The following is a 22,897-nucleotide window of genomic DNA, read 5'->3' on the forward strand; positions in this document are numbered from 1 at the left end:
TCTTCTTCACCCAACCGTAGACGGGATTGGATGGGCATGTCTGGTCGTTCGCGACGGTCAATCGTGAGCAGTCCCGGCATTGGTATCGCACAGCTCGTGTGTGGGAAGGGCGGCCTACAGCCCGATAAGTGCGACGCCGCAGACCACAACCGCCGCCGCCGCGAGCCGAAGTACTGGGTTGCTTTCGCGGAATCTGAAGACACCATACAGCCCAACGAGCACGACGCTCGTTTCACGCATGGGTGCGACGAGAGAGAGTGGTGCGATCGTCGCCGCCGTCAGTACGAGCACGTACGAGAGCGGCGAAAGCACGCCGAAGGCGAGGAGGCTTCGCCAGTTCGCCCTGAGCTCGCCGCGAAGCCGCCGAGCAGGCTTCAACCCGCGAAGCCCCTCCGCGCCCATCATGCCTCCAAAAATGACTGCCTCCGCTGCGCTTGTACCGACCATGAACGCGACCGGAGCGATGCCGAAGCCGTTCACCATCGATACGTCCCAGAGTGTGTACGTGGCGATCGCGACCCCAGTCAATAAGCCAAACACAATCGACGGGTCGAAGCGCGCTTGGCGCTGGCCTCCGGCGAACTCTGCTCCTGCAGCGGACCGCGACCGGCCGATGAGGCCGAACGCGGTAACGCCGACAACCACGAGCAACACGCCCCCGAGCGAAAGCAGTCCGGGGCGTTCGCCGAACAGCAAGATCGACACGACCACGGTGAGGACGGGTCCGCTACCGCGGGCAGTCGCGTAGACCGTGCTCAGGTCTCCCGCGCGATAGCCGCGCTGCAGAACGAGCATGTAAAGCACGTGCAACACGCCAGACACGACGACGGCGCGCACGAACTCCCAGGCGCCGCTCGAGCCGATGCCGCCGGTAAACGGGATCGCCGCTGACCAGACAATGGCGCTGACAACGGCGCCCCACAAGAGGAACGGCACGCCAGACCTGCTCGACTTTGCAGCAAGTATGTTCCAGGCGGCGTGCGCGACGGCGGCGGCGAGTACGAGACCGAGGGCTGTGAGACTCATCGAGCGTTGACGCTAGGCGTCAATTCGCTCGCGGTCGAGATCATCGGCGTTCTCAATGATGAACTCCTTGCGTGGCGCGACGTCGTTCCCCATGAGCAGCTCAAACATTTGTGCTGCGGCGTGAGCGTCTTCAAGGCGCACTCGCCGAAGTGTGCGGTGCTCTCGGTCCATCGTTGTCTCAGCGAGCTGATCGGCATCCATCTCGCCGAGGCCCTTGTAGCGTTGGATCGGCTCCTGATACTTCTTCCCCCGCTTCCGGAGGTCGGCGAGCAGGGTCTGCAGTTCCTTCTCGCTGTACGTGTAGATCACGTCATTTGGCTTCCGGCCGGAGTTCTGGACGATGACCCGATGCAGAGGCGGGACAGCGGCGTAAACTCGGCCGGCCTCAAGCATCGGCCGCATGTAGCGGAAGAATAGAGTGAGCAGAAGGGTGCGAATGTGCGCGCCATCGACGTCGGCGTCGCTCATCAAAATCACCTTGCCGTAGCGGGCAGCATCTAGATCAAAATCGCGGCCCGAACCCGCTCCAATCACCTTGATGATTGCCCCGCACTCAGCGTTCGAGAGCATCTCGGCGAGCGATGCCTTCTGCACGTTGAGAATCTTGCCTCGAATTGGCAGGAGTGCCTGATACTCACTGTCACGCGCAGGTTTCGCGGTGCCAAGCGCGCTGTCGCCCTCGACGATGAACAGTTCAGAGTTCGCGACGTCCTTGGACCTGCAATCGATGAGCTTCGACGGCAGCGACGAACTCTCGAGGGTGCTCTTGCGGCGAGCAGTGTCGCGCTGCGCACGCATCGCGATCCGAGACTTCATCTCGGACACCATCTTCTCAAGCAGCGTCGAGGTTTGCGCTTTGTCGTGCTTCTTGGGTGAGTCGTACCGCTCGCTGAGCGCGCTCGTGACCGCGCGGGAGACAATCTGGCGCACTGCCGCAGTGCCGAGCACTTCCTTCGTCTGCCCCTCGAACTGCGGTTCAGGGACCCGGACGGTAACAACTGCTGTCAGTCCAGTGAGGATGTCATCTTTGTCGGGTTTATCTGAGCCAGCCTTTAGCTTGCGCGCATTGGTCTCGATCTGCTTCCTGAAGAACTTCGTGAGCCCCTGCTCAAAACCAGAGAGGTGCGTGCCACCCTTCGGTGTCGAGATAATATTCACAAAGCTCTGGATCTCCGTGTCGTAGCCGGTGCCCCAACGCAGTGCAATATCCACCTCACACTCGCGTTCGACCTCCCGCGAAACGAGATGGCCCGTCGTCTCGTCCATGACAGGAACTGTCTCCGTAAACTTCCCAGAGTCCTGGACGCGCCAGGTATCAGTGACAGGTGCGTCGAGGGCGAGAAAGTTGACGAACTCGGAGATTCCGCCCTCATAGTTGAAGCTATGCACCGCCGGCGCGCCAGACTCATCGAGAGATTCGGCTCGGTAATCGGAAATGTCGATCGTGAGCCCCGGGACGAGGAACGCGGTCTGACGCGCACGGCCAACCAGTGAATCGACTTCGAAGCGGGCGGTTGGCAGGAAGATCTGGGGATCCGCCCAGTAGCGAACTCGGGTGCCAGTGACACCCTTCTTCACCTTCCCGACGACCCGAAGCTCGGTGGCACGGTCAAAGGGCGTGAAGGGACTATCGGGCCCCTCGCCCGCGAACACACCCGGCTCGCCGTGGCGGAACGACATCGCCCACGTCTTGCCGTCGCGGTCAACCTCGACATCGAGGCGTGACGAGAGCGCGTTCACAACTGAGGCGCCGACACCGTGCAGGCCACCTGAGGACGCGTAGCCGCCACCGCCGAACTTACCGCCGGCGTGCAGCTTGGTGAAGACGAGCTCGACGCCGCTGAGGCCGCTTCGCGGCTCGACGTCCACTGGCACGCCGCGACCATTGTCTGCGACTGTGACTGACCCGTCATCGTGCAGCGTGATCTTGATGTCTGCACCGTGTCCGGCGAGGGCCTCATCAACCGAGTTGTCAATGATCTCCCAGAGGCAGTGCATAAGCCCGCGTGAATCGGTCGTGCCGATATACATGCCGGGTCGCTTGCGAACTGCTTCAAGCCCCTCGAGGACAGTGAGGTGCCTGGCGGAGTAACTGGATTCAGCCACGTGAAAGAACCTGCTTTCTTGGAGACTCACCCACTGTAGAACACACCTGCGACAGTCGGGCTGAGCGCGGGCGGCGAGTGAAAAACTCGCTGCCAAATATCCGTTCGCGGTACGCGTTGAGCGAAACAAGCGCAGCAAACAGGGCGCTTGCGGCGTTGGGGTGGTTGGATAGAGGTAATTGAACTACCGGGAGGTGGCCATGAGCACACTGGAACAGACCGCTGACGTAGCGGACGTAACTGCGGCGGACCGTCCGCTCAGTGGACTTGATCGCTGCGATAGCTGCGGCGCACAAGCGTACGTTCGCGTGACACTTGGCGGAAGCGAGCTGCTCTTCTGCGCGCATCACGCGACAAAGCACGAGGCAAAGCTTCGCCCGATGGCTGAAGCCTGGCACGATGAGAGCCACAGACTGAACGCGTAGTTCTGTCCGCTGCAGGAGTGGGCCCGGGAGTTTCCCGGGCCCACTCCTTTTTTCGCGCGATTTGCGAGCCACTGCAGAGCAACGACGAAAGGGCACGGAGGAAACCTCCGTGCCCTTTCGAGCGAACCTCGCTCAGTCTTAATCCAGGTAGTCGCGCAGCTGCTGGCTCCGCGACGGATGGCGGAGCTTCGCCATTGTCTTCGACTCGATCTGACGAATACGCTCACGGGTGACACCGAAGGTGTCACCAATCTGGTCAAGCGTCTTCGGCATTCCGTCACCAAGACCAAAGCGCATCTTGATGACACCGGCCTCGCGCTCTGAGAGCGAGTCGAGCAGCTGCTCGAGCTGCTGCTGCAGCATAGTGAAGCCAACGGCGTCAGCGGGAACGATCGCCTCGGTGTCCTCGATCAGATCACCGAACTCGCTGTCGCCATCCTCGCCAAGCGGGGTGTGGAGCGAGATCGGCTCACGGCCGTACTTCTGGACCTCGATGACCTTCTCGGTCGTCATGTCCAGCTCGCGGCTCAGCTCTTCAGGTGTGGGCTCGCGACCGAGATCCTGCAGCATCTGTCGCTGCACGCGTGCAAGCTTGTTGATGACCTCAACCATGTGCACCGGAATACGAATCGTGCGCGCCTGGTCGGCCATCGCGCGCGTAATCGCCTGGCGGATCCACCACGTTGCGTACGTGGAGAACTTGAAGCCCTTGGTGTAGTCGAACTTCTCTACCGCGCGGATCAGACCGAGGTTGCCCTCCTGGATAAGGTCCAGGAACTGCATTCCTCGCCCTGTGTAACGCTTTGCAAGCGACACAACAAGGCGCAGGTTGGCTCCGAGCAGGTGGCTCTTTGCGCGCTGACCATCGCGGGCAACCCACTTCAGCTCGCGCTCAAGCTTCTTCGGAAGCCCCTTCTCAGTGCCAAGCTTCTCCTCGGCGAACAGGCCGGCCTCGATACGCATCGCAAGCTCGACCTCCTCAGCCGCGTTGAGCAGGGCGACCTTTCCGATCTGCTTGAGGTAATCCTTCACAGGGTCGGCAGTGGCGCCTGGGATCGCGGTCGTGACTGTCGGCACGTCCTCCTCGTCCCCGGCCTTCAGGACGATCGCTCCGGTCGGGAGAGGCTCTTGATGTTCTGCGGCCGGCTGCTCTTCCTCAGCCTGCTCGTCAACCTCAGTCGCTTCAGTATCGTCAGGCGCGTCGACGATTTCATCGACCGCCTTCTTCGCGCGGGTAGCTGGCTTCTTGGCGGGAGCCTTCTTCGCCGCAGTCGTCTTCGCTGCCGACGCGGCCTTCTTCGCCGGAGCCTTCTTCGCGGGCGCCTCGGCCGCGTTCTGTTCGTCGCTCTCAGCCGCCTTCGCCGCGCGAGACTTGGTCGTTGTCGCTGTTGCCACGCAACTTCCTCTCAGATCTCGTCGATGCGCGTCCAAAAAACTGCGCACACCATGAAAACCCATGTCAAGCCCGCGGTATTCCCGCGACGGTTGAATGGGTTCCTACTTTCTATTATTGCACGGCTGGGCCGTCATTGTTTTCAGGGCCCTGCTGACGCTCCGCAAGGAACCGTTCAAGTTCACTCGCGAGCTGATCGGCGGTCGGCATCGTCCCCTCCTCGCCGAGCAAGGACGACGAACGGTCGCCGTGCGCTTCAACGTACGCGTCGAAGCGGCGCTCGAGGTTGTCAAGCATCTCTCGCGACTCCTCGTTCTCGGCGATCTGGCGATCAACCTGAGCCCTGAAATCGTGCGCACGTTCCTTTGCTTCATCAATTGCGAAAAGCAGTCCCGTCGCCGCCATCACGTTCTCGAGTGCTGCGGTGAGCAGTTCGGGGTACTCATTGTTTGCTAGGTAGTGGGGCACGAGATGGGCGAACCCGACAACCTCTTCACCAACACCGTGCAGCCTGTACTCAAGAAGATGCACAATGCTTGCAGGCAGCCGCGTGGTCGGCTTCCACGCCGAACGCTCCATGAGATCTTCGCGGGTGCCGCTCACAGTTGCCACGATCGGCCGCGTGTGAGGCACTGGCATCGGGATCGCCTGAACCCAGGTAGTCACCGACACCTCAAACTCGTGCACAAGCAGGAGGACGGACTCAACGAAGGCCTCCCACCGAAAGTCTGGCTCGAAGCCTGAAAGCAGCAGGAATGGCGCACCGAGCTCGTCGCGAGCGAGGCTCAGCGTGAGTTCTTCGGGGCTGTAGTCAGAGAAATGATCCTCATCAAACGTGATGAGGGGGCGACGGGCCCGGTAGTCGAGAAGGGCGTCAGTGTCGAAGCGGACGATCTCTTCGGGCGCGCACCGTTCCCACAGGTATTGCTCAAGCTGCGAGACCGCGTTTCCAGCGTCTGTCGAGCCCGAGAGCGCGACAACAAGAGGGAGGCCCTTGGCGACACTCGCACGGCGCTCCGCGTACACGGCAGAGAAGAGGTTTTCAGTCACGGTTCCATTCTACGAAACCAGGCGCTGAGCGGGACGAAATGCGCGAAGAGCGAACACTTGAGGTTCCGCTGCCGGAGATTCGCAGAAGTAGTAGGCTAAACGATGCGCACCGCATACCGCGCGGATCAGGCACAGTATTGAGACCCGAGGGAGACCCCACTTGGCCGAGCACCAGTTTGACATCGTAGTTCTTGGTGGCGGAAGCGCCGGATACGCGACCGCAGTCAGAGCAACACAGCTTGGAATGACCGCAGCGATCATTGAGAAGGACAAGCTCGGTGGCACATGTCTCCACCGTGGCTGCGTGCCAACGAAGGCCCTGCTTCATTCTGCAGAGGTCGCAGACGTAGCCCGCGAGGGCGCAACCTACGGCATCAACTCGTCCGTTGAGTCGATCGACATTGTCGCAGTGAACGCTTTCCGCGAGAAGCTCGTTGCAGGCAAGCACAAGGGCCTCCAGGGCCTCATCAAGGCGAACGGCATCACGGTCTTTGAAGGCGAGGGCCGTCTGGCTTCGCCGAACACTGTCCAGGTCGGGGCAGACACCGTCGTTGGTAAGAATGTCGTACTTGCTTCCGGCTCGTACTCGCGTTCGCTCCCGGGCCTCGAGATTGGTGGCCGCGTCATCACCAGCGAGCACGCACTCGAGCTGCAGGAGATCCCGAGCAAGGTCATCGTGCTCGGCGGCGGTGTCATCGGCGTCGAGTTCGCAAGTGTGTGGCGCTCGTTTGGCGCCGAGGTCACCATCGTTGAGGGCCTCCCCCACCTTGTGCCGAACGAAGAGGAGTCGGTCTCGAAGCAGCTCGAGCGCGCATTCCGCAAGCGTGGGATCGACTACAAGCTTGGCGTCCGTTTCCAGGGCGTCACGCAGGACGCTTCAAGTGTCACTGTGACTCTTGAAGACGGAACGACTCTCAGCGCCGACTACCTGCTGGTTGCAGTCGGCCGCGGCCCGGCAACGGCCGGACTCGGATATGAAGAAGCCGGAATCGAGATGGATCGCGGTTTCGTTCTGACCACCGAACGTCTCGCCACGAACGTTCCAGGCGTCTACGCCGTCGGCGATATTGTTCCCGGTCTGCAGCTCGCGCATCGCGGCTACCAGCAGGGCATCTTTGTTGCCGAGGAAATTGCGGGTCTTAACCCCGTTGTGGTCGCAGACGTCAACATCCCCAAGGTGACCTACTGTGACCCTGAAATCGCCTCCGTCGGTCTGACCGAGGCGAAGGCTACTGAAAAGTACGGCGCCGAGAATATCTCGTCGTACGAGTACAACCTTGCGGGCAACGCCAAGAGCTCCATCCTCGGCACCGCAGGAACGGTGAAGGCCGTCCGACTGAACGACGGCCCCGTGCTCGGGGTCCACATGATTGGCGCTCGCGTCGGCGAGCTCGTCGGCGAGGCCCAGCTCATTGTGAACTGGGAGGCGTACCCCGAGGACGTCGCTCCGTTCGTGCACGGGCACCCGACCCAGAATGAGACCATCGGCGAAGCAATGCTCAAGCTCGCCGGCAAGCCGCTGCACGCCATCTAAGCGGCACCACAAGCTAGATCTAGAAGAAATTTAGAAGGAGAATCACGATGAGTGAATCGGTAGTCCTCCCCGCGCTGGGCGAGAGCGTCACCGAGGGGACGGTGACCCGCTGGCTGAAGCAGGTGGGCGAGACCGTAGCGGTCGACGAGCCGCTGCTCGAGGTCTCGACCGACAAGGTGGACACCGAGGTGCCTTCCCCAGTCGCCGGCGTGGTCGAAGAGATCCTCGTCCAGGAAGATGAGACCGCTGAAGTTGGCGCTGTGCTCGCGCGCATTGGCGATGGAAGCGGATCCGCTCCCGCAGCAGCCCCGGCTCCCGAGCAGGCGGCTCCCGCAGCGCCAGCTCCTGCTGAGCCTGCTGCTCCGGCAGCTCCCGCTGAGACCGCCGCAGCACCTGCTGCCGCTGCATCAGCTCCGGCTCCTGCCGCCGGAGGCGACAGCCAGGACATCGTTCTGCCGTCGCTCGGCGAGTCAATCACCGAGGGTACTGTGACCCGCTGGCTGAAGCAGATCGGCGAGGCCGTCGAGGTCGATGAGCCGCTGCTCGAGGTGTCAACAGACAAGGTCGACACTGAGGTACCGTCACCCGTCGCGGGCATCCTCCAGGAGATGCTTGTCGGCGAGGACGAGACCGTAGAGGTTGGCGCAGTCCTCGCGCGCGTCGGGAGCGGTGCAGCTGCTCCGGCGGCGGCACCTGTTCCGGCACCGGCTGCGCCCGCAGCAGCACCTGCTCCGGCTGCAGCACCTGCTCCGGCTGCAGCACCTGCTCCGGCTGCAGCACCTGCTCCGGCTGCAGCACCCGCACCGGCCACAACTCCGGCAGCACCCGCAGCAGCACCGGCAGCGCCTGCACCTGCAGCGCCTGCACCGGCAGCGCCCGCAGCAGCAGCACCCGCACCGGCAGCACCCGTAACAGCACCCGCACCGGCTGCAGAGACCGGCGGCTACGTCACCCCGATCGTCCGCAAGCTTGCGGGTGAGCGCGGCGTGGACCTCGCTACCGTGGTCGGAACTGGCGTTGGTGGCCGCATCCGCAAGGAAGACGTGCTCGCGGCTGCAGCGGCTGCTCCCGCGGCAGCAGCGGCCCCGGCTGCAGCAGCTCCTGCGCCTCGCGTTGTCTCCGAGCTCCGCGGCACGACGCAGAAGATGAGCCGCCTGCGCAAGGTCATCGCGGAGCGCGCCGTCGCTTCGATGCAGCAGACGGCTCAGCTCACGACAGTGGTGAAGGTCGACGTGACACGCGTCGCTCAGCTGCGTCAGGCGAAGAAGGATGAGTTCCTGGCGAAGACTGGTTCGAAGCTTTCCTTCATGCCGTTCTTCGCGCTCGCCGCTGCAGAGGCGCTACAGGCCTACCCTGTGATCAACTCGACAGTTGAAGGCGACCAGATCGTCTACCCGGCAACTGAAAACGTCAGCATCGCTGTCGACACTGAGCGTGGTCTCCTCACTCCTGTGCTTCGCGACGCAGGAACGAAGAACATCGCCCAGATCGCCGGTGAGATCGCTGATCTTGCCGCTCGCACCCGTGACAACAAGCTCACGCCGGACGAGCTGAGCGGCGGCACGTTCACGCTCACGAATACGGGTTCGCGCGGGGCACTGTTTGACACCCCGCTGGTGTTCCTTCCGCAGTCAGCAATTCTCGGCACTGGTGTTGTAGTGAAGGAGCCCGGGGTTGTTTCGACACCTGAGGGTGACTCGATCGCGATCCGGTCGACGGTGTACCTGGCGCTGTCGTACGATCACCGGACAATCGACGGTGCCGACGCTGCGCGTTTCCTCACGCAGATGAAGTCCCGCCTCGAAGAGGGCAACTTCGGGGCAGATCTCGGTATCTAGTTTCGACGATATGTGAGGGGTTCTGCGGCGCGATGTGCGCCGCAGAACCCCTCACTCGTTTGTGACGTAGTGGATCGTCCGCCCTCAGCTCGGCCTGCAAGCGTTGCCCCCTCGCACCGCCTGCAGCGTCACCGGCGCCTGGATCCATCGGCGAACAAGGCTCGCACAGCGACAAACGATTCCTGTCGCAGAGGCGTCGGGGTGATTCGGCCAGCGACAGCGTGTCTGAGTGTCTCTCCGGCCGCATTCGACTCCCACGCCCTCATGTGAGCGAGTTCTGCAGCGACGTCACCAAATAGCTCGCCGAGAAACTCACTCGCGCCCACCGGGGCAACGCTCGTCGCCACGCTCGACAGCTCCCTGAGCGACACGCCGAAGCCGTGACATCCGGCATCGTGACCCGCCCGAAGATGCGCGACAGCCTGTGCAACGCGCGCAGTGCTCCGCCAGCCTGCTTCTGGGGGCAGCTCGATCAGCGAAACATCCGCCTGTGGGACGAGCCGACGCCGATACTTGCCTTCACCCGGAACGTGCAGCATTAGCGTTCGGGCAACGTCTGCCCCGAGGCATGCCCCGTGCTCCCGCGCGGCGAATCCCGCGAAGCAGACACCAAGCATGAGGCTCGTCGTCTCCCCCGCCGACAGGAGTACTTTGGGCGGTTGACGGGAAGCATCGTTGGAAGTGCGCATGCATCTATCCTCGTCCTCGCTTGGGCCGGGGCACCTAGCATGGGGCAAATCTGTGCTTCTCGGGATAACCGCTGCGGGTGGGACGCCTGTGGGCGAGCCAGCTCAGGAGCGAAAATCGCTCTGCCACGAGCGAACTCAGGCCGGGTTGCTCGATCAGCGCCTGAGAAGCGGTACGATGGAAGGCATGGCAGAGGCGAAGCAGAAGTCCCCGGGTCGCATCAAGCAGATGGTGCAGGTGTACAAGAACACCCGCACCCAAGACAAGCTGCTGACCCCGCTGATGCTGCTCTCCTTCGTCGGCCCGATCCTGGTGGCCGTGCTTCTCGCTTGGCTCCTGCCAGGCAACTGGTTTAGCTGGATCCTGTGGCCCCTCACCGGCATTCTTGCCGGACTGCTCATTGCGATGATCGTTCTTGGTCGCCGCGCCGAGGCAGTCGCATACGCGCAGATTGAGGGGCGTCCCGGCGCGGTTGGTGCAATCGTGCAGAGCGCACTTCGGCGTAGCTGGCGTGGGTCGGAGGTGCCCGTCGCGATGACCCGGCAGCAGGATGCGGTATATCGCGTCATCGGGCGCGGCGGAGTCGTACTCATTTCTGAGGGCTCGCGCCAGCGCACTCAGCGCATCGCGCAGGACGAGGAACGCAAACTCAAGCGCGCGATCTCAAACGTGCCGATCTCACACCTCTACGTTGGCCCTGACGAGGGTTCGGTGGCATTGCCGAAGCTTTCGAAGGAGCTGCAAAAGATGAAGCGTGTACTCAATCGCAACGAGATCGCTGCTGTCTATAACCGGCTCTCGTCGCTACAGGCGAGCCCCGTCGGAATCCCGAAGGGAATCGACCCGAATCGCGTCCGCGCACAGCGCCCGCGCTAAACCATGTCGCAGAAGTTTGGTGACCTCGCCCCCAGCGAGTTTCCGGGTGAGCGTCTCGGTCTTCCCGAGGACGGGCCTCGCTCGGTCGGCCGTGTGGGGCGACGCCTGCTCGCGATCTGCATCGACTGGGCCCTCGCTTCCCTCCCCGCCTACCTCCTCATCGGAGGACCGCAGGCGATGTGGTGGCACTCTCTCATTTTTATGCTCATGCAGATCGTCTTCGTTCCGACAATCGGTGGTTCGCTCGGACATCGATTGGTCGGTCTGCAGGTTGTTCCGATCGCTGGCGGCTGGGTTGGCATCTGGCGCCCCATCGTTCGCGCGGTGCTCGTCACACTCGTGATCCCAGCACTCGTGTGGGACAGCGACCAGCGCGGCTTTCACGACAAGATCGCAGGGACGGTACTGATTCGCGTCTAGGGCGCAGTCAACTCATCATGCGAGAACACGTTGTCACCGTCGACACCGTAGTTCGTCGCGCCGCAATACGTAACACGCCTGAAACACTGCTTCCACGCTCCCGAAACGCTGGAAGCATAGGCTTGACCTACGAAGCGGCAGACCGCCGCACCGAAAAGTGAGGATCCCGATGTTCAAGACTCCCCAGGAAGTCATCGACTATATCCGCGAAACCGACGTCAAGTTCCTTGACATTCGGTTCACCGATCTCCCCGGCGTGCAGCAGCACTTCAACATTCCGGCGAGCACGGTAGATCTCGACTTCTTCGAGGTTGGGCAGATGTTTGACGCCTCCTCGATCCGCGGCTTCGCTACGATCGCTGAGTCGGACATGCAGCTCATCCCCGACGTCACGACTGCGTACATCGATCAGTTCCGCGCCGAGCGCACCCTCATCATGGTGTTCGACATTTACAACCCGCGCACAGGCGAAATCTACTCGAAGGACCCACGCCAGGTCGCGAAGAAAGCCGAGCAGTTCCTCGCTTCGACCGGAATCGCCGACACCGCGTTCTTCGCCCCCGAGGCAGAGTTCTACATTCTCGACTCGGTTCGCTACGAGACCACTCCGCGCCGTACGTTCTTCGAGATCGACTCGGAGGAGGCCCACTGGAACTCCGCCACAGATTACGAGGGCGGAAACCTCGGGAACACGACCGCGCTCAAGGGAGGCTATTTCCCAGTCTCCCCCGTGGACAAGCAGGCTGATCTGCGTGATGACATCTCGCTTCGCCTTATCGAAGCTGGCCTGCAGCTCGAGCGTTCCCACCACGAGGTCGGCGCTCCCGGTCAGGCAGAGATCAACTATCGGTTCGACACGATGGTCTCCGCTGCCGACGACGTGCTGAAGTTCAAGTACATCGTCAAGAACACCGCAGAACTCTGGGGTAAGACGGCCACATTCATGCCGAAGCCCGTGTTTGGCGATAACGGCTCGGGAATGCATACACACATGTCCCTCTGGGCAAACGGCGAACCGCTGTTCTACGACGAGAACGGTTATGCCGGACTCTCGGACACCGCTCGCTGGTACATCGGCGGTATCCTCAAGCACGCGCCGTCGCTGCTCGCCTTCACGAACCCGACCATCAACAGCTACCGTCGCCTCGTGAAGGGCTACGAGGCTCCCGTGAACCTTGCCTACTCAGCAGGTAACCGTTCGGCCGCAATTCGCATCCCGCTCACTGGCTCCAACCCGAAGGCGAAGCGCATCGAATTCCGCGCCCCTGACGCTTCGGGCAACCCGTATCTCGCATTCGCAGCTCAGCTCATGGCCGGCATCGACGGCATTCGTAACCGGATCGAGCCCGGCGAGCCGATCGACAAGGATCTCTACGAGCTTCCCCCGGAGGAGGCCGCGAACATCCCGCAGGTGCCCGGCTCGCTCGGCGAGGCACTCGCCGCTCTCGAAGCGGATCACGCCTACCTGCTTGAGGGCGGCGTCTTCACTGAGGAGCTGATCCAGACTTGGATCAACCTGAAGAACGAGACCGAACTGCTCCCAATGGCGGTTCGTCCCCACCCGTACGAGTTCGAGCTCTACTACGGCGTGTAGGACTCGCTCCGCCATACACGCGAAACCGCTCAGCGTGCCGAGTAGGCATCTGGGCGGTTTCGTTTCGTGTTGGTGCTAGGAGTTGATATCGTCCTCGATATCGGCATCCTCGCTTGCGAGAATGGCTTCGAAGAAGCTTGCCAGATAGTTCATGGTTGTCAGAGTACGCGCCAAGTTGCCCGCTGGCTAGACCTGGCACGGAACAATCACCGGGAGTTCACCGAGCAGACATAGCCCCGACCTGGTGGCACGTGGTGCTTAGGCCTGCACTTCTGGGAAAAGCTCGTCTTCGCGATAGCCGAAGAACTCGCGCTCAAACACGGCGCGGGCGCGCCTGCTCGCCGTGTGCCAGCGCTCAACAAGCTCGCTCGTGCGGTCGCGTCGCTCTCCGAGAACGCCCGCGATGCCGGCGAGATCACGCCAGTCGCGCGGCAGTGAGTCGGCCGCTCTGCCGTTCCAGAGACGCATCGCCGAGCGGAGTGTGCTCGCGAGGCGCCAGGCGTCCTCAAGCGTTGCTGCGTCCTCCTTGTCAATGAGTCCAAGCCTCGCCGCTGCAGCTAGCGCCTCGAGAGTCGACACCGTGCGAAGCTCAGGGTGTGCTGCACCGTGCTGCAGCTGCAGCAGCTGCACAAGCCACTCGACATCGCTGATGCCGCCCGGGCCGAGCTTCAAGTGCATCGCTGGATCCTGCCCCTGTGGCAGCCGCTCCCCCTCGACGCGTGCTTTCATGCGCCGAACATCGCGCAGCTGTTCCTCCCTGAACTCGCTCGGATACCTGATCGGGTCAGCCATCGCAAAGAACTCGGCGCTCAGGCTCGCGTCGCCGGCCGCGTGGCGGGCCCGTAGCAACGCCTGGGCCTCCCACGTGGCCGACCAGCGCTCATAGTAACTCCGGTATGAGTCGATACTGCGAACAAGCGGGCCGTTCTTGCCCTCCGGCCGCAGATCGAAGTCGAGGTCGACTGGAAACCGTGGGTCTGAGACGAGCGTGCGAAGCTCGCTCACGACCTTGGCCGCGGGCGACACAGGCCCACTACCCGTCGCACCACCACGCGCCACCGCGATGAGGTCGATGTCGGAGGCAAAGCCGAGCTCGCCGCCACCGAACCTGCCCATGCCGACGAGTGCAATCTCCGGTGCAGCGCTCTCGCTTCCGAGATGCCCCCGAATCGCAGAGAGCAGCGCGTCGAGCAGAGCGGTGTGCGCCCCGTCAAGGCCCTTCGCGACGGTCTCCTCGTCGAGCACTCCAACGACGCGGCCCATCGCGAGTCTGAGGATCTCGCGCCGATGCACGCGGCGTAGACGCTCCGCAGCGGACTGAGCGGAGGGCCGACGTGACACCAGCGAGCGCATCTCGGCCAGCAGCGCCTCAGGCGCCGGGGGTTCGAGCAGCGCATCTCGTTCGAGCCAGGCGACGCCCTCGGGGTACCCCTCGAGCAGGCCCGCAGCGTACTTCGAGTTTGCGAGCAGCAGCGTGAGCCGCTCGGCCGCGAGCGAGCCGTCCCTGAGGAGGCGCAGGTACCACGACGCATCCCGGTTCGCCTCGCTCACCTTGCGAAAGGCGAGCAAGCCGAAATCAGGATCGGTGCCGAGCGCCAGCCATTGCAGCAGCACTGGGGTGAGGTTGCGCAAGATCTTTGCGCTGCGCGACGGGCCGCTTGTAAGTGCGGCGAGGTGCCGTGAGGCGCCATCAGGATCGAGGAAGCCAATGCTCGACAGTCGAGCTTTTGCCTCTGCCGTGCCGAGCACAAACTCCTCGTCAGGCAAAGCTGCGACAGCGCTCAACAGCGGCGCATAAAAGATCTTCAGGTGCAGTTCTCGGACCTCGCGGCGTACTCGATCCCAGAGCGCGCCCAGTTCCTTCGCGTCTCGTGCAAGTCCAGACGCCCGCGCAAGCACCCGCCGTCCCTCATCGTCGCTGGGCATGAGTGCGGTTCGTCGAAGGTCGCGAAGTTGAAGCCTGTGCTCGAGCACCCGCAGCGTTCGATAGTGCTCGCTCAGGCGTTCACCGTCCCGGCGGGCCACGTAGCCATCGTCGACAAGTGCTCGAAGCGCGGGCAGTGTGCCCCGCAGTTGCAGGTGCTCGTCGTGCTGGCCATGCACGAGTTGCAGCAGCTGCACGCTGAACTCGATATCGCGCAGCCCTCCGGGACCGAGTTTGATTTGCAGCGGCAGCTCTTCAGGCGCGATGTGCTCAGTTACTCGTTCACGCATGCGCTGCACTGAACCAACGAAGTCCTCGCGACTCGCAGACGCCCAGACGAGCGGCCGTGTCGCAGCAACAAATTCCTCGCCAAGGGCAAGGTCGCCTGCACACGCCCTGGCCTTAATAAGCGCTTGGAACTCCCATGCTTTCGCCCACCTGTCGTAGTAGCTCAGCATCGATGACAGCGACCGCACGAGTGGCCCCTGCCTGCCCTCCGGGCGAAGGTTCGGGTCGACCTGCCAGAGAGGCAGCTCGTGAGCAGGATCCTGAATGGCACGCATCACCTCACGAGCGAGCGCGGTCGCCGCGCGCTCGTCGCCCTCGGCGATGAACATGACGTCGACGTCCGAGACAACGTTGAGCTCTTGCGCGCCGCACTTGCCCATGGCAATCACCGAGAACCTGAGCTCGGAAAGCTTTTCTGTAGCAACTCGAGGGCTGGCGCCGTCAGCGCCGAGCGTCGCCCGGCCAACTGCGATGGCTGCCTCTATTGCCGCGTCTGCGAGACTCGACAGCGCGGCAGCGACGGCCTCAAACGCGGGTCGAGGGTCACGGGCGACCTCTTGTGGCCCGGCGCTCGTCAGGTCGAAGAGCGCGACGCTGGAGAGCAGCGCACGGTACCCGACTCTGAGCGCATTCCAACCCGGTTCTCCAGCGAGCTGCACGCCACCCGGCGCGACCGCGGCAAGCATCTCGGCCCGCGCCTCTTCAGCGCTCGGAAGACGGCCATCCCCGCACACGGTCGCCCCGATGCGTTCCGGGTGTCTGGAGAAGAACTCTCCGAGCGCTGGCGACGCACCAACAAGTAGGCACAGGCGTCGCCAAGCGAATGCGTCGAGTAGTGCGAGCCTCGCTCCCTCGGCTTCCGCAATGCGTAGAAGCATGGCGAGCGCCGTGTCTGGGTCCGCAGCCGCCTGCAACCCCTCCAGAAGCGCTAATTCGTCTGCCCCATCGAGCGCGAGGGCGAGCTCGCGAATGCTCTCCCGGGCTGCTGTGAGGTTCTGAAACCCGGCGCGCGCGTAGCTTCCAAGCTCTCCGCGCCGACCGGGTCGCGAGGCTCCGGGCTCCATCATCACTGCGACTAGATCGTGTCGAGCATCGACTTGAGCTCGAACGGTGTCACTTGGCTGCGGTACTCGTCAACCTCGCGACGGCTGTCCCTGATGAGGTAGGCAAATACCTGCTCACCAAGCGTCTCGGCAACGAGCTCGGAGCGCTCCATGACTGCGAGAGCATGCTCAAGGCTCTGCGGCAGCGGGTCGAAGCCCATTGCGCGTCGCTCGCCGTCGCTCAGGGCCCAGACGTTATTCTCGGCCTCTGGCGGCAGCTCATACTCCTCGCGAATACCCTTGAGCCCAGCGGCGAGAAGCACAGAGAAACCGAGGTACGGATTCACTGCACTGTCCATCCCGCGATACTCGATCCGTGCGGCGCCGCCCTTGCCAGGCTTGTACATGGGCACGCGAACAAGCGCTGAGCGGTTGTTATGACCCCAACTCACGAACGACGGCGCCTCGTCTCCACCCCACAGCCGCTTGTACGAGTTCACGTACTGGTTCGTCACGGCGGTGAGCTCGGGTGCGTGCCTGAGAATGCCTGCAACGAAGCGGCGCGCCGTCACTGACATCTGGTACTTCGCGCTCGGGTCGTAGAACGCGTTCTCCTCGCCTTCAAAGAGCGACACGTGCGTGTGCATTCCTGATCCGGGCTGGCCAGCCAGGGGCTTCGGCATGAACGTTGCGTGCACACCCTGCGCGATCGCCACCTCCTTCACCACGGACCTGAAGGTCATGATGTTGTCGGCAGTCGCGAGGGCATCTGCGTAACGGAGGTCGATCTCGTTTTGGCCGGGGCCCGCCTCGTGGTGGCTGAACTCGACTGAGATCCCGAGCTCCTCGAGCATGTTCACGCTCTCACGGCGGAAGTCGTGCGCGGTTCCCCCTGGCACGTTGTCGAAATACCCGGCCCTATCGACGGGAATGGGACCCTCGGGGCCGATTTCTTTCGACTTGAGCAGGTAGAACTCGATTTCAGGGTGGGTATAGAACGAGAAGCCCATGTCGGCGGCCTGCGCGAGCGTGCGCTTCAGCACATTGCGCGGATCAGATACTGCGGGCTCGCCGTTTGGCGTGCGAATATCGCAGAACATCCGTCCCGTCGGCTCAGTCTCGCCGCGCCACGGAAGGATCTGAAATGTCGACGGATCCGGCACGGCAAGGAGGTCCGACTCGTACGCGCGGGTCAGGCCCTCAATGGCTGAACCGTCAAAACCGATGCCTTCGCTGAACGCACCCTCGACCTCTGCGGGCGCGAGTGCCACCGATTTCAGCGCACCGGCGACGTCAGTGAACCAGAGGCGCACGAATCTCACGCCCCGCTCTTCAATCGTACGAAGCACGAAATCTCTCTGCTTGCTCACGCTGCAGCTCCCTTCAGGGCGCGGTCTCGCACCGGGTCCGGTACGCCTTTCAGCCTACCGCCCCCGTGCCGCATCGTGCGCCGGATTGCCCTGTTCGGGGCTTAGCACCCAAGGAGGGCTTAGTATTCTTCCTCGTCCTCCTCGTTCCATTCCCGAGCACGTTCAGCAAGCAGTTGCGGCGCGCGCCGCGCTTCATCACGTGTCTTGAACGGACCGATGCGGTAGATCGCGAGCGACTGCGGCCCCTCTTCAACCTCCCCGGTCTTCGAGTTGAACCAGTAGGTTTCCTCGGGGTCGTCGATCCCCCAGTCCTTCTTGCTCATGAGCGTCTCCTTCGTCAGCTTGCTCCTAGACTAGACCCATGCCTTTCGACGACCACGGCAATCTGATTCCCGGCGTTTTGCCAACGCCGCTCACAGTTCCTCGCGAGATCTCGCGGCCTCCCTACGTCGGGCTACAAGAGCCCCCGGCATATACGGGCGACAACACCTACACCGATGCCGAGGTCGCGAAGATCCGCGCTGCCGGACGCATCGCCTCACGTGCGCTTGACGCCGTTGGGGCGGCGGTTGAGCCTGGCGTCACAACAGCCGAGCTTGACCGCATCGGGCACGACGCTGTCGTTGCAGCTGGCGCGTATCCGTCGACACTGGGCTACCGCGGCTACCCAGCATCCTCATGTACGTCGGTCAACGAGGTCGTGTGCCATGGGATCCCTGACGACACCGTGCTTCGCGAGGGAGACATCGTCAATGTCGATATCACTGCATACCTCGACGGATTCCACGGCGACACCAACCGCACCTTTCGTGTTGGGAAGGTCGCTGAGGATGTCGATCTCCTCGTCGAACGCACGCACGAGGCAATGATGCGCGGAATTCGGGCCGCAAAGCCCGGCCGAGAGGTGAACGTCATTGGCAGGGTCATCGAGACGTACGCGAAGCGTTTCGGGTATGGCGTGATTCGCGACTTCACTGGCCACGGGGTCGGCTCGTCGTTTCACACGGGACTCATCATCCCGCACTACGACTCGGCGCCTCGCTTTAACGATCTCATCGTCCCTGGGATGGTCTTCACAATCGAACCGATGCTCACCCTCGGCACGCGCGAGTGGGACATGTGGTCCGACAACTGGACAGTCACGACGAAGGACAAGTCGATCACAGCACAGTTCGAGCACACGATCGTTGTCCGTGAGGACGGCTTCGAACTACTCACGGTCTCCGAGTAGCTGTGTCCGGGTAGCTATGTCCGGGTAGCCGCCCAGGTTCGCCCCCACGCCGCCACCTCACCACGCCGCACGCCGTCACACGGCCGGACAGCGCCTTTCTTGCAGGACGCCCCCTCCCCTACGGTCGGGAGGGTGCTCTCCTGCGGGGAAGGTGCTCTCGCGGGGACAGAACTCTGCCGAGCACAGTGCGCCCTTCCACGCACAGTGCGCACAGGCCTGCGCAGACCTCCGCGGCGCGCGCCACCTGTGCGAGAGGGGAATGGGCCGGCTATACGCCGGGTTCTGTCCCGCCGGCCAAAGCCGGCTTGGACGGTTATCTATCTCGGGACGCCGTTGCCGACGCCCTCTAGCAGCCCACCCGCAGACTCGGCGGGGCGCGTCATCGTCTGCTGTCTGGCCTTGCTCCGAACGAGGTTTACCTGGCCGCCCGTGTTACCACGGACGCCGGTGGGCTCTTACCCCACCCTTTCAGCCTTACCGGCCGCGGCGAACCACGGCAGGCGGTCTACTCTCTGTTGCACTTTCTCGCGGGTTGCCCCGGGTGGACGTTATCCACCGTTCTCCCCTGCGGAGCCCGGACGTTCCTCGGCCCGTTGCCGCACGCGACACGGGACGCAACCGTCCACCGACCCATTCCGGCTCCCATTCTAGCGTGTCGGCGCGAGGGGTCTCGCCGTAAACCAAAGCTCACCTCGCCGCAAACCAAAGCTCACTTCGCCGCAAACCAAAGCTCACCTCGCCGCAGGCAAGCTCCGCCGCGCTTAGTCTTCGATGACGCGGACGAGAATGGCGCCGGTCTCTGGGCAGAACACGACCTCGTCGTCCGCGGTGGCCTTGATTGTCGAGAGGTCTGCAGGGCTGAGTGCCATCCCGCTCGCCTCCGACACACCAGCGCGCAGGCGCGCAGCCCCGATGCCGACCTGGGCGCGGGTCTTCTCGTAGAGCGCGAGCAGATCGCCCTGCACCTCGGCGGCCTTGCCTGCCCGCTCCGCCGCGGTCGCCGCGCGGTCGCGTTCAGTCTCGGCCTCAGCAGCGGCGATGCGAGCATTGATCTCGTCGCGACGCTTGTCGACGCCCGCAAGCACGTGCTCTGCCTCGGCAAACACTGCCGCCGCGGCGTCAGCGACCTCCATCGCCTCAAGCTGGCGCTCCTCAAGTTCACCCTTGCGGCGGCCGAGCGTGTCGAGCTCACCTTGCAGCGCCTGAGCTTCCTTCGCGGAGGTGCTTGCTGCGAGGAGGTCGTTATCTCGCTTCACGCGCTGATCTACGACGTCGACGTCCGCTTCGATTCGTGAAAGCTCAAGTCGCCTGGCGTCAAGCTCGCGCTGCGCATCCATGTAGCGGTTCCGCACCTCGTCGCGCTCCGCTTCGAGGGAGACAAGCTCGGCACGCTCAGGAAGCTGTTCGTGACGTTTGCGAAGCCTTGCGAGGGTGTGGTCGAGCTGCTGGAGGTCGAGCAGCAACAGCTGCTGGCGCGGGGTAGCCTTCATGGTTCCAGCTTACTCTGCGCCCGGCGCGTCGCTCGGGCGTGCCCCGACGGAGAAACTCCACGGGTCGGTGCGGAGGGTGCTGACGCGAAACTCGACGCCTGGAAGCCTCGTGGCAAGCACCGCAGCTGCGCCCTCGAGCCAGAGCGACTCGCTGGCCCAGTGCGCGACATCGATGAGGGCTGGACCACCTGCGACTGCGTAGAGCTCGAGCGCCTCCTGTGCTGGATGATGCCTGAGATCGGACGTGAGGTAGACGTCTGCGCCGCGCACTGCCGGGTTGTCGAGCAGGCTGTCTCCCGCGCCGCCGAGCAGCGCGATCGCTTGCACGAGGCGATCCGGATCGCCGGCCACTCGCACTCCCGACACCGTCGAAGGCATTGCTAAAGCAACTCGCTCGGCGAACGCTCTGAGCGTCTCGGGAGCGGAAAGCTTCCCGACACGACCAATGCCGATCTCGGGGTCCGCGGGATGGGGAACGATGGGCACGGCACCAACAAGCCCCAGGCGGCGAGCGATAACGTCGGAGACCCCACCGGCAGGCTGATCGGCGTTCGTGTGCGCCGCGATGAGCGCGCACCCCCCGCGGATAAGCGAGGCAAGGAGTGCGCCTTTCGCAGTGTCCTCGGCGACCGTGTGGATGCCGCGTAGCAACAGCGGGTGGTGCGTGATGAGCGCGTCCGCCTCCCAGGCGAGCGCCTCGTCGACTGTCGCGGCGACAGCGTCGACAGCGAGCAGCACCTTGCGAAGCGGGGCGGCATCCCGGCCCGTCACCAGCCCGACGCGATCCCACGACTCGGCAGTATCGGCAGGCCACATCTCGTTTGTGACACGCCGGAGGTCGGCTAGGGTCTGCGCCGCGGGAGCGGTGGGTGTGGGTGTGACAGGTTCGGTGTTCGTCATGCCTCGAGGCTAGCGCCTGAGGAGCCTCCGCGCCGTCACGTTGCCGATGAGCTGTGCGATCTGGACGATCACGACGATGATGAGCACCGACGCCCACGTGACCCACGGGTTCGACTGGCGATAGCCATACTGCAGCGCGAAGTTGCCGATACCGCCTGCGCCGATGATGCCAGCCATCGCTGACATGTCGACGATCGCCACGAAAGCGAACGTGTATCCGAGCACGAGCGGGCCGAGGCCCTCTGGAATGAGCACTGTGAAGATGATCCGCAGCGGACCGGCGCCCATCGCGCGGGCGGCCTCAATCTGGCCGGGCGGCACGGTGAGGAGGTTCTGTTCGACGAGGCGGGAGATCCCAAACGCTGCGGCAACGACGAGCGAGAAGATCAGTGCGGGGCCGCCGATGCCCTTTCCCGTGACCATGCGCGCCAGCGGTTGCAAGAGCATCAGGATCAGCACGAACGGGATCGGGCGGAAGAAGTTCACGAGCAGGTTCAGCACCCAGAATGTTGGTGCGCTCTGCAGGATGCCGCCGCGCCGCGTCGTCGTAAGGAGGACGCCGACGATGAGGCCGATCAGGCCGCCGATCGTGATCGCGAAGGCGACGTAGATGAGCGTCTCGACTGTCGCATCGCCGATCTTTGGGAGCAGTTCAATCAGGCGATCCATTACGCGAGCACCTCCAGCTCAGTCTGCTGTGCGAGTGCTGCGATAGCGTGTTCAACCTGCACGCCCTCGCCGATGAGCTCAAGCGTGAGCTTTCCGAACGTGCGGCCGCCGACGTCAGTGATGCCGCCGTGGACGATGTTCACGCCAACGCCGCGGTCAGCGAGAGTCTGGAACACGATCGGCTGATCTGCTCCGCCGTCACGGAAGGTGAGGGCGATGAGCTTGCCGCGGTGCTTCTCGCGCAGCGCGCGGAGGTGTGCGGGGTCCGGCTCGGTGGGCAGCGCAGTCGACACGAAGCGCCGCGTCGTGTCGGTCTTCGGGTTCGAGAACACTTCGAACACCTCGCCCTGCTCGACCGCCTGACCGCCCTCCATGACGGTGACCCGGTGTGCGATCTCCCGCACAACGTCCATCTCGTGCGTGATGAGCAGGATCGTGACGCCAAGCTCGCGGTTGATCTTTGTGAGCAGCGCAAGCACCTCACGGGAGGTCTCGGGATCGAGCGCACTCGTGGCCTCGTCCGCAAGAATGAGGCCGGGGTTCGTCGCGAGCGCGCGGGCGATGCCGACGCGCTGTTTCTGTCCGCCGGACAGCTGCTCGATGTGTGAGTCGGCGTAGTCCGAAAGCCCGACAAAGCTGAGGAGCTCGGCCACTCGGGCCCCGCGCTCCGTGCGTGGAGTACCCGCCACAACGAGTGGGTACTCCACGTTTTTCGCGATTGTACGCGAGTGGAACAGGTTGAACTGCTGGAAGATCATGCCGATGCGTGACCGGACGCTTCGCAGCTTGGCCTCGGAGAGGGCGGTGATGTCGACGCCATCCACGAGGATCGCGCCGCTCGTCGCCCGCTCCAGGCCGTTGACGAGTCGAAGCAGGGTCGACTTGCCTGCACCCGAGTAGCCAATCACGGCGTGGATCTCGCCAGATGCGATGTCGATCGAGACATCGTCAACGGCGACAACCTCGGTGCCAGACCGGCCGCGGGCTGGATACCGCTTGCCGACCCCCTGCAGTTCAACTTTCGTCATGAAGAA

19 protein-coding genes and 1 other RNA gene are annotated in these 22,897 nt (G+C 63.5%); 7 read left to right on the plus strand and 13 right to left on the minus strand.

The features are described 5' to 3' along the window. Positions 1-114: 114 nt before the first annotated feature. On the minus strand, positions 115-1,026 hold the full coding sequence (locus ACF07D_RS07775; RefSeq protein WP_391504509.1) for an SMR family transporter: 912 nt from the start codon (positions 1,024-1,026) through the stop codon (positions 115-117). Between the two features lie 12 nt (positions 1,027-1,038). Beyond that, positions 1,039-3,132, minus strand: coding sequence for a type IIA DNA topoisomerase subunit B (locus ACF07D_RS07780; RefSeq protein ID WP_391504510.1), 2,094 nt, complete (start codon positions 3,130-3,132; stop codon positions 1,039-1,041). A 199-nt stretch (positions 3,133-3,331) separates the two neighbouring features. Between ACF07D_RS07780 and ACF07D_RS07785 the strand changes: the two genes are divergently transcribed. Beyond that, positions 3,332-3,556: a hypothetical protein gene (locus ACF07D_RS07785; protein ID WP_119283842.1), complete on the plus strand. Its 225-nt coding sequence runs from the start codon at positions 3,332-3,334 to the stop codon at positions 3,554-3,556. 138 nt (positions 3,557-3,694) lie between these two features. Here ACF07D_RS07785 and ACF07D_RS07790 read toward each other — a convergent pair whose 3' ends face one another. Continuing rightward, on the minus strand, positions 3,695-4,951 hold the full coding sequence (locus ACF07D_RS07790; protein ID WP_119283843.1) for an RNA polymerase sigma factor: 1,257 nt from the start codon (positions 4,949-4,951) through the stop codon (positions 3,695-3,697). A gap of 112 nt (positions 4,952-5,063) precedes the next feature. Continuing rightward, complete coding sequence (locus ACF07D_RS07795; protein ID WP_391504511.1) at positions 5,064-5,999, minus strand: proteasome assembly chaperone family protein; 936 nt, start codon at positions 5,997-5,999, stop codon at positions 5,064-5,066. Positions 6,000-6,159: 160 nt separating this feature from the next. On the opposite strand from ACF07D_RS07795, the gene lpdA reads away from it, so the two are divergent. Both lpdA and sucB read left to right on the plus strand, forming a co-directional pair. Then, on the plus strand, positions 6,160-7,533 hold the full coding sequence (lpdA, locus tag ACF07D_RS07800; protein WP_391504512.1) for a dihydrolipoyl dehydrogenase: 1,374 nt from the start codon (positions 6,160-6,162) through the stop codon (positions 7,531-7,533). Positions 7,534-7,580: 47 nt separating this feature from the next. Beyond that, positions 7,581-9,371: a 2-oxoglutarate dehydrogenase, E2 component, dihydrolipoamide succinyltransferase gene (gene sucB, locus ACF07D_RS07805; protein ID WP_391504513.1), complete on the plus strand. Its 1,791-nt coding sequence runs from the start codon at positions 7,581-7,583 to the stop codon at positions 9,369-9,371. Between the two features lie 128 nt (positions 9,372-9,499). Here sucB and ACF07D_RS07810 read toward each other — a convergent pair whose 3' ends face one another. Then, positions 9,500-10,060, minus strand: a complete 561-nt coding sequence (locus ACF07D_RS07810) for a hypothetical protein (RefSeq protein ID WP_391504514.1) — start codon at positions 10,058-10,060, stop codon at positions 9,500-9,502. Between the two features lie 184 nt (positions 10,061-10,244). Between ACF07D_RS07810 and ACF07D_RS07815 the strand changes: the two genes are divergently transcribed. The 3 genes from ACF07D_RS07815 to glnA (ACF07D_RS07825) all read left to right on the plus strand — a co-directional run bounded on the left by ACF07D_RS07815 (position 10,245) and on the right by glnA (ACF07D_RS07825) (position 12,948). Next, positions 10,245-10,934 carry a DUF4191 domain-containing protein gene (locus ACF07D_RS07815; RefSeq protein WP_119283848.1) on the plus strand — a complete coding sequence of 230 codons (690 nt, stop codon included), beginning with the start codon at positions 10,245-10,247 and terminating at the stop codon, positions 10,932-10,934. 3 nt (positions 10,935-10,937) lie between these two features. Then, on the plus strand, positions 10,938-11,354 hold the full coding sequence (locus ACF07D_RS07820) for an RDD family protein (protein ID WP_391504515.1): 417 nt from the start codon (positions 10,938-10,940) through the stop codon (positions 11,352-11,354). A 169-nt stretch (positions 11,355-11,523) separates the two neighbouring features. Beyond that, positions 11,524-12,948, plus strand: coding sequence for a type I glutamate--ammonia ligase (gene glnA, locus ACF07D_RS07825; protein WP_119283850.1), 1,425 nt, complete (start codon positions 11,524-11,526; stop codon positions 12,946-12,948). A gap of 258 nt (positions 12,949-13,206) precedes the next feature. Here glnA (ACF07D_RS07825) and ACF07D_RS07830 read toward each other — a convergent pair whose 3' ends face one another. From ACF07D_RS07830 to ACF07D_RS07840, 3 genes are all read right to left on the minus strand, one after another. Continuing rightward, entirely contained in the window at positions 13,207-16,227 is a 3,021-nt protein-coding gene (locus ACF07D_RS07830) for a bifunctional [glutamine synthetase] adenylyltransferase/[glutamine synthetase]-adenylyl-L-tyrosine phosphorylase (protein ID WP_391504516.1), read from the minus strand. Positions 16,228-16,235: 8 nt separating this feature from the next. Further along, the gene (gene glnA / locus ACF07D_RS07835; protein ID WP_119283851.1) at positions 16,236-17,573 is read right to left on the minus strand and encodes a type I glutamate--ammonia ligase; all 1,338 of its coding nucleotides are present in this window, start codon (positions 17,571-17,573) and stop codon (positions 16,236-16,238) included. Positions 17,574-17,692: 119 nt separating this feature from the next. After that, on the minus strand, positions 17,693-17,896 hold the full coding sequence (locus ACF07D_RS07840) for a methionine aminopeptidase (RefSeq protein ID WP_255807715.1): 204 nt from the start codon (positions 17,894-17,896) through the stop codon (positions 17,693-17,695). 38 nt (positions 17,897-17,934) lie between these two features. Here ACF07D_RS07840 and map point away from each other — a divergent pair, with 38 nt between their 5' ends. After that, entirely contained in the window at positions 17,935-18,804 is an 870-nt protein-coding gene (gene map, locus ACF07D_RS07845) for a type I methionyl aminopeptidase (protein WP_391504517.1), read from the plus strand. Positions 18,805-19,059: 255 nt separating this feature from the next. On the opposite strand, the gene rnpB is transcribed toward map, so the two are convergent. From rnpB to ACF07D_RS07870, 5 genes are all read right to left on the minus strand, one after another. Next, positions 19,060-19,438, minus strand: an RNA gene (rnpB, locus tag ACF07D_RS07850) — RNase P RNA component class A. A gap of 127 nt (positions 19,439-19,565) precedes the next feature. Continuing rightward, positions 19,566-20,294 (minus strand): zinc ribbon domain-containing protein, encoded by a 729-nt coding sequence (locus ACF07D_RS07855; protein ID WP_391504518.1) that lies wholly within the window; start codon positions 20,292-20,294, stop codon positions 19,566-19,568. A gap of 9 nt (positions 20,295-20,303) precedes the next feature. Beyond that, a complete protein-coding gene (locus ACF07D_RS07860) occupies positions 20,304-21,194 on the minus strand; it encodes a Nif3-like dinuclear metal center hexameric protein (RefSeq protein WP_391504519.1) in 891 nt (296 codons plus the stop codon). A 9-nt stretch (positions 21,195-21,203) separates the two neighbouring features. Further along, positions 21,204-21,863, minus strand: coding sequence for a methionine ABC transporter permease (locus ACF07D_RS07865; protein WP_119283855.1), 660 nt, complete (start codon positions 21,861-21,863; stop codon positions 21,204-21,206). After that, positions 21,863-22,891 (minus strand): methionine ABC transporter ATP-binding protein, encoded by a 1,029-nt coding sequence (locus tag ACF07D_RS07870; protein WP_119283856.1) that lies wholly within the window; start codon positions 22,889-22,891, stop codon positions 21,863-21,865. Before ACF07D_RS07870 ends, ACF07D_RS07865 begins: the two co-directional genes overlap by 1 nt. Between the last annotated feature and the right edge of the window lie 6 nt (positions 22,892-22,897).

The organism is Leucobacter sp. NPDC015123 (assembly GCF_043080205.1).
Taxonomy (GTDB): domain Bacteria; phylum Actinomycetota; class Actinomycetes; order Actinomycetales; family Microbacteriaceae; genus Leucobacter; species Leucobacter aridicollis_A.

Excerpts from the sequence above, each read along its gene's own strand:
- map (WP_391504517.1), top strand. The coding sequence starts at position 17,935 with ATGCCTTTCGACGACCACGGCAATCTGATTCCCGGCGTTTTGCCAACG.
- ACF07D_RS07775 (WP_391504509.1), bottom strand. The coding sequence starts at position 1,026 with ATGAGTCTCACAGCCCTCGGTCTCGTACTCGCCGCCGCCGTCGCGCAC.
- ACF07D_RS07820 (WP_391504515.1), top strand. The coding sequence starts at position 10,938 with ATGTCGCAGAAGTTTGGTGACCTCGCCCCCAGCGAGTTTCCGGGTGAG.
- ACF07D_RS07860 (WP_391504519.1), bottom strand. The coding sequence starts at position 21,194 with ATGACGAACACCGAACCTGTCACACCCACACCCACCGCTCCCGCGGCG.
- ACF07D_RS07870 (WP_119283856.1), bottom strand. The coding sequence starts at position 22,891 with ATGACGAAAGTTGAACTGCAGGGGGTCGGCAAGCGGTATCCAGCCCGC.
- ACF07D_RS07855 (WP_391504518.1), bottom strand. The coding sequence starts at position 20,294 with ATGAAGGCTACCCCGCGCCAGCAGCTGTTGCTGCTCGACCTCCAGCAG.
- ACF07D_RS07785 (WP_119283842.1), top strand. The coding sequence starts at position 3,332 with ATGAGCACACTGGAACAGACCGCTGACGTAGCGGACGTAACTGCGGCG.
- ACF07D_RS07815 (WP_119283848.1), top strand. The coding sequence starts at position 10,245 with ATGGCAGAGGCGAAGCAGAAGTCCCCGGGTCGCATCAAGCAGATGGTG.
- ACF07D_RS07830 (WP_391504516.1), bottom strand. The coding sequence starts at position 16,227 with ATGATGGAGCCCGGAGCCTCGCGACCCGGTCGGCGCGGAGAGCTTGGA.
- ACF07D_RS07840 (WP_255807715.1), bottom strand. The coding sequence starts at position 17,896 with ATGAGCAAGAAGGACTGGGGGATCGACGACCCCGAGGAAACCTACTGG.
- glnA (WP_119283850.1), top strand. The coding sequence starts at position 11,524 with ATGTTCAAGACTCCCCAGGAAGTCATCGACTATATCCGCGAAACCGAC.
- sucB (WP_391504513.1), top strand. The coding sequence starts at position 7,581 with ATGAGTGAATCGGTAGTCCTCCCCGCGCTGGGCGAGAGCGTCACCGAG.
- ACF07D_RS07865 (WP_119283855.1), bottom strand. The coding sequence starts at position 21,863 with ATGGATCGCCTGATTGAACTGCTCCCAAAGATCGGCGATGCGACAGTC.
- ACF07D_RS07810 (WP_391504514.1), bottom strand. The coding sequence starts at position 10,060 with ATGCGCACTTCCAACGATGCTTCCCGTCAACCGCCCAAAGTACTCCTG.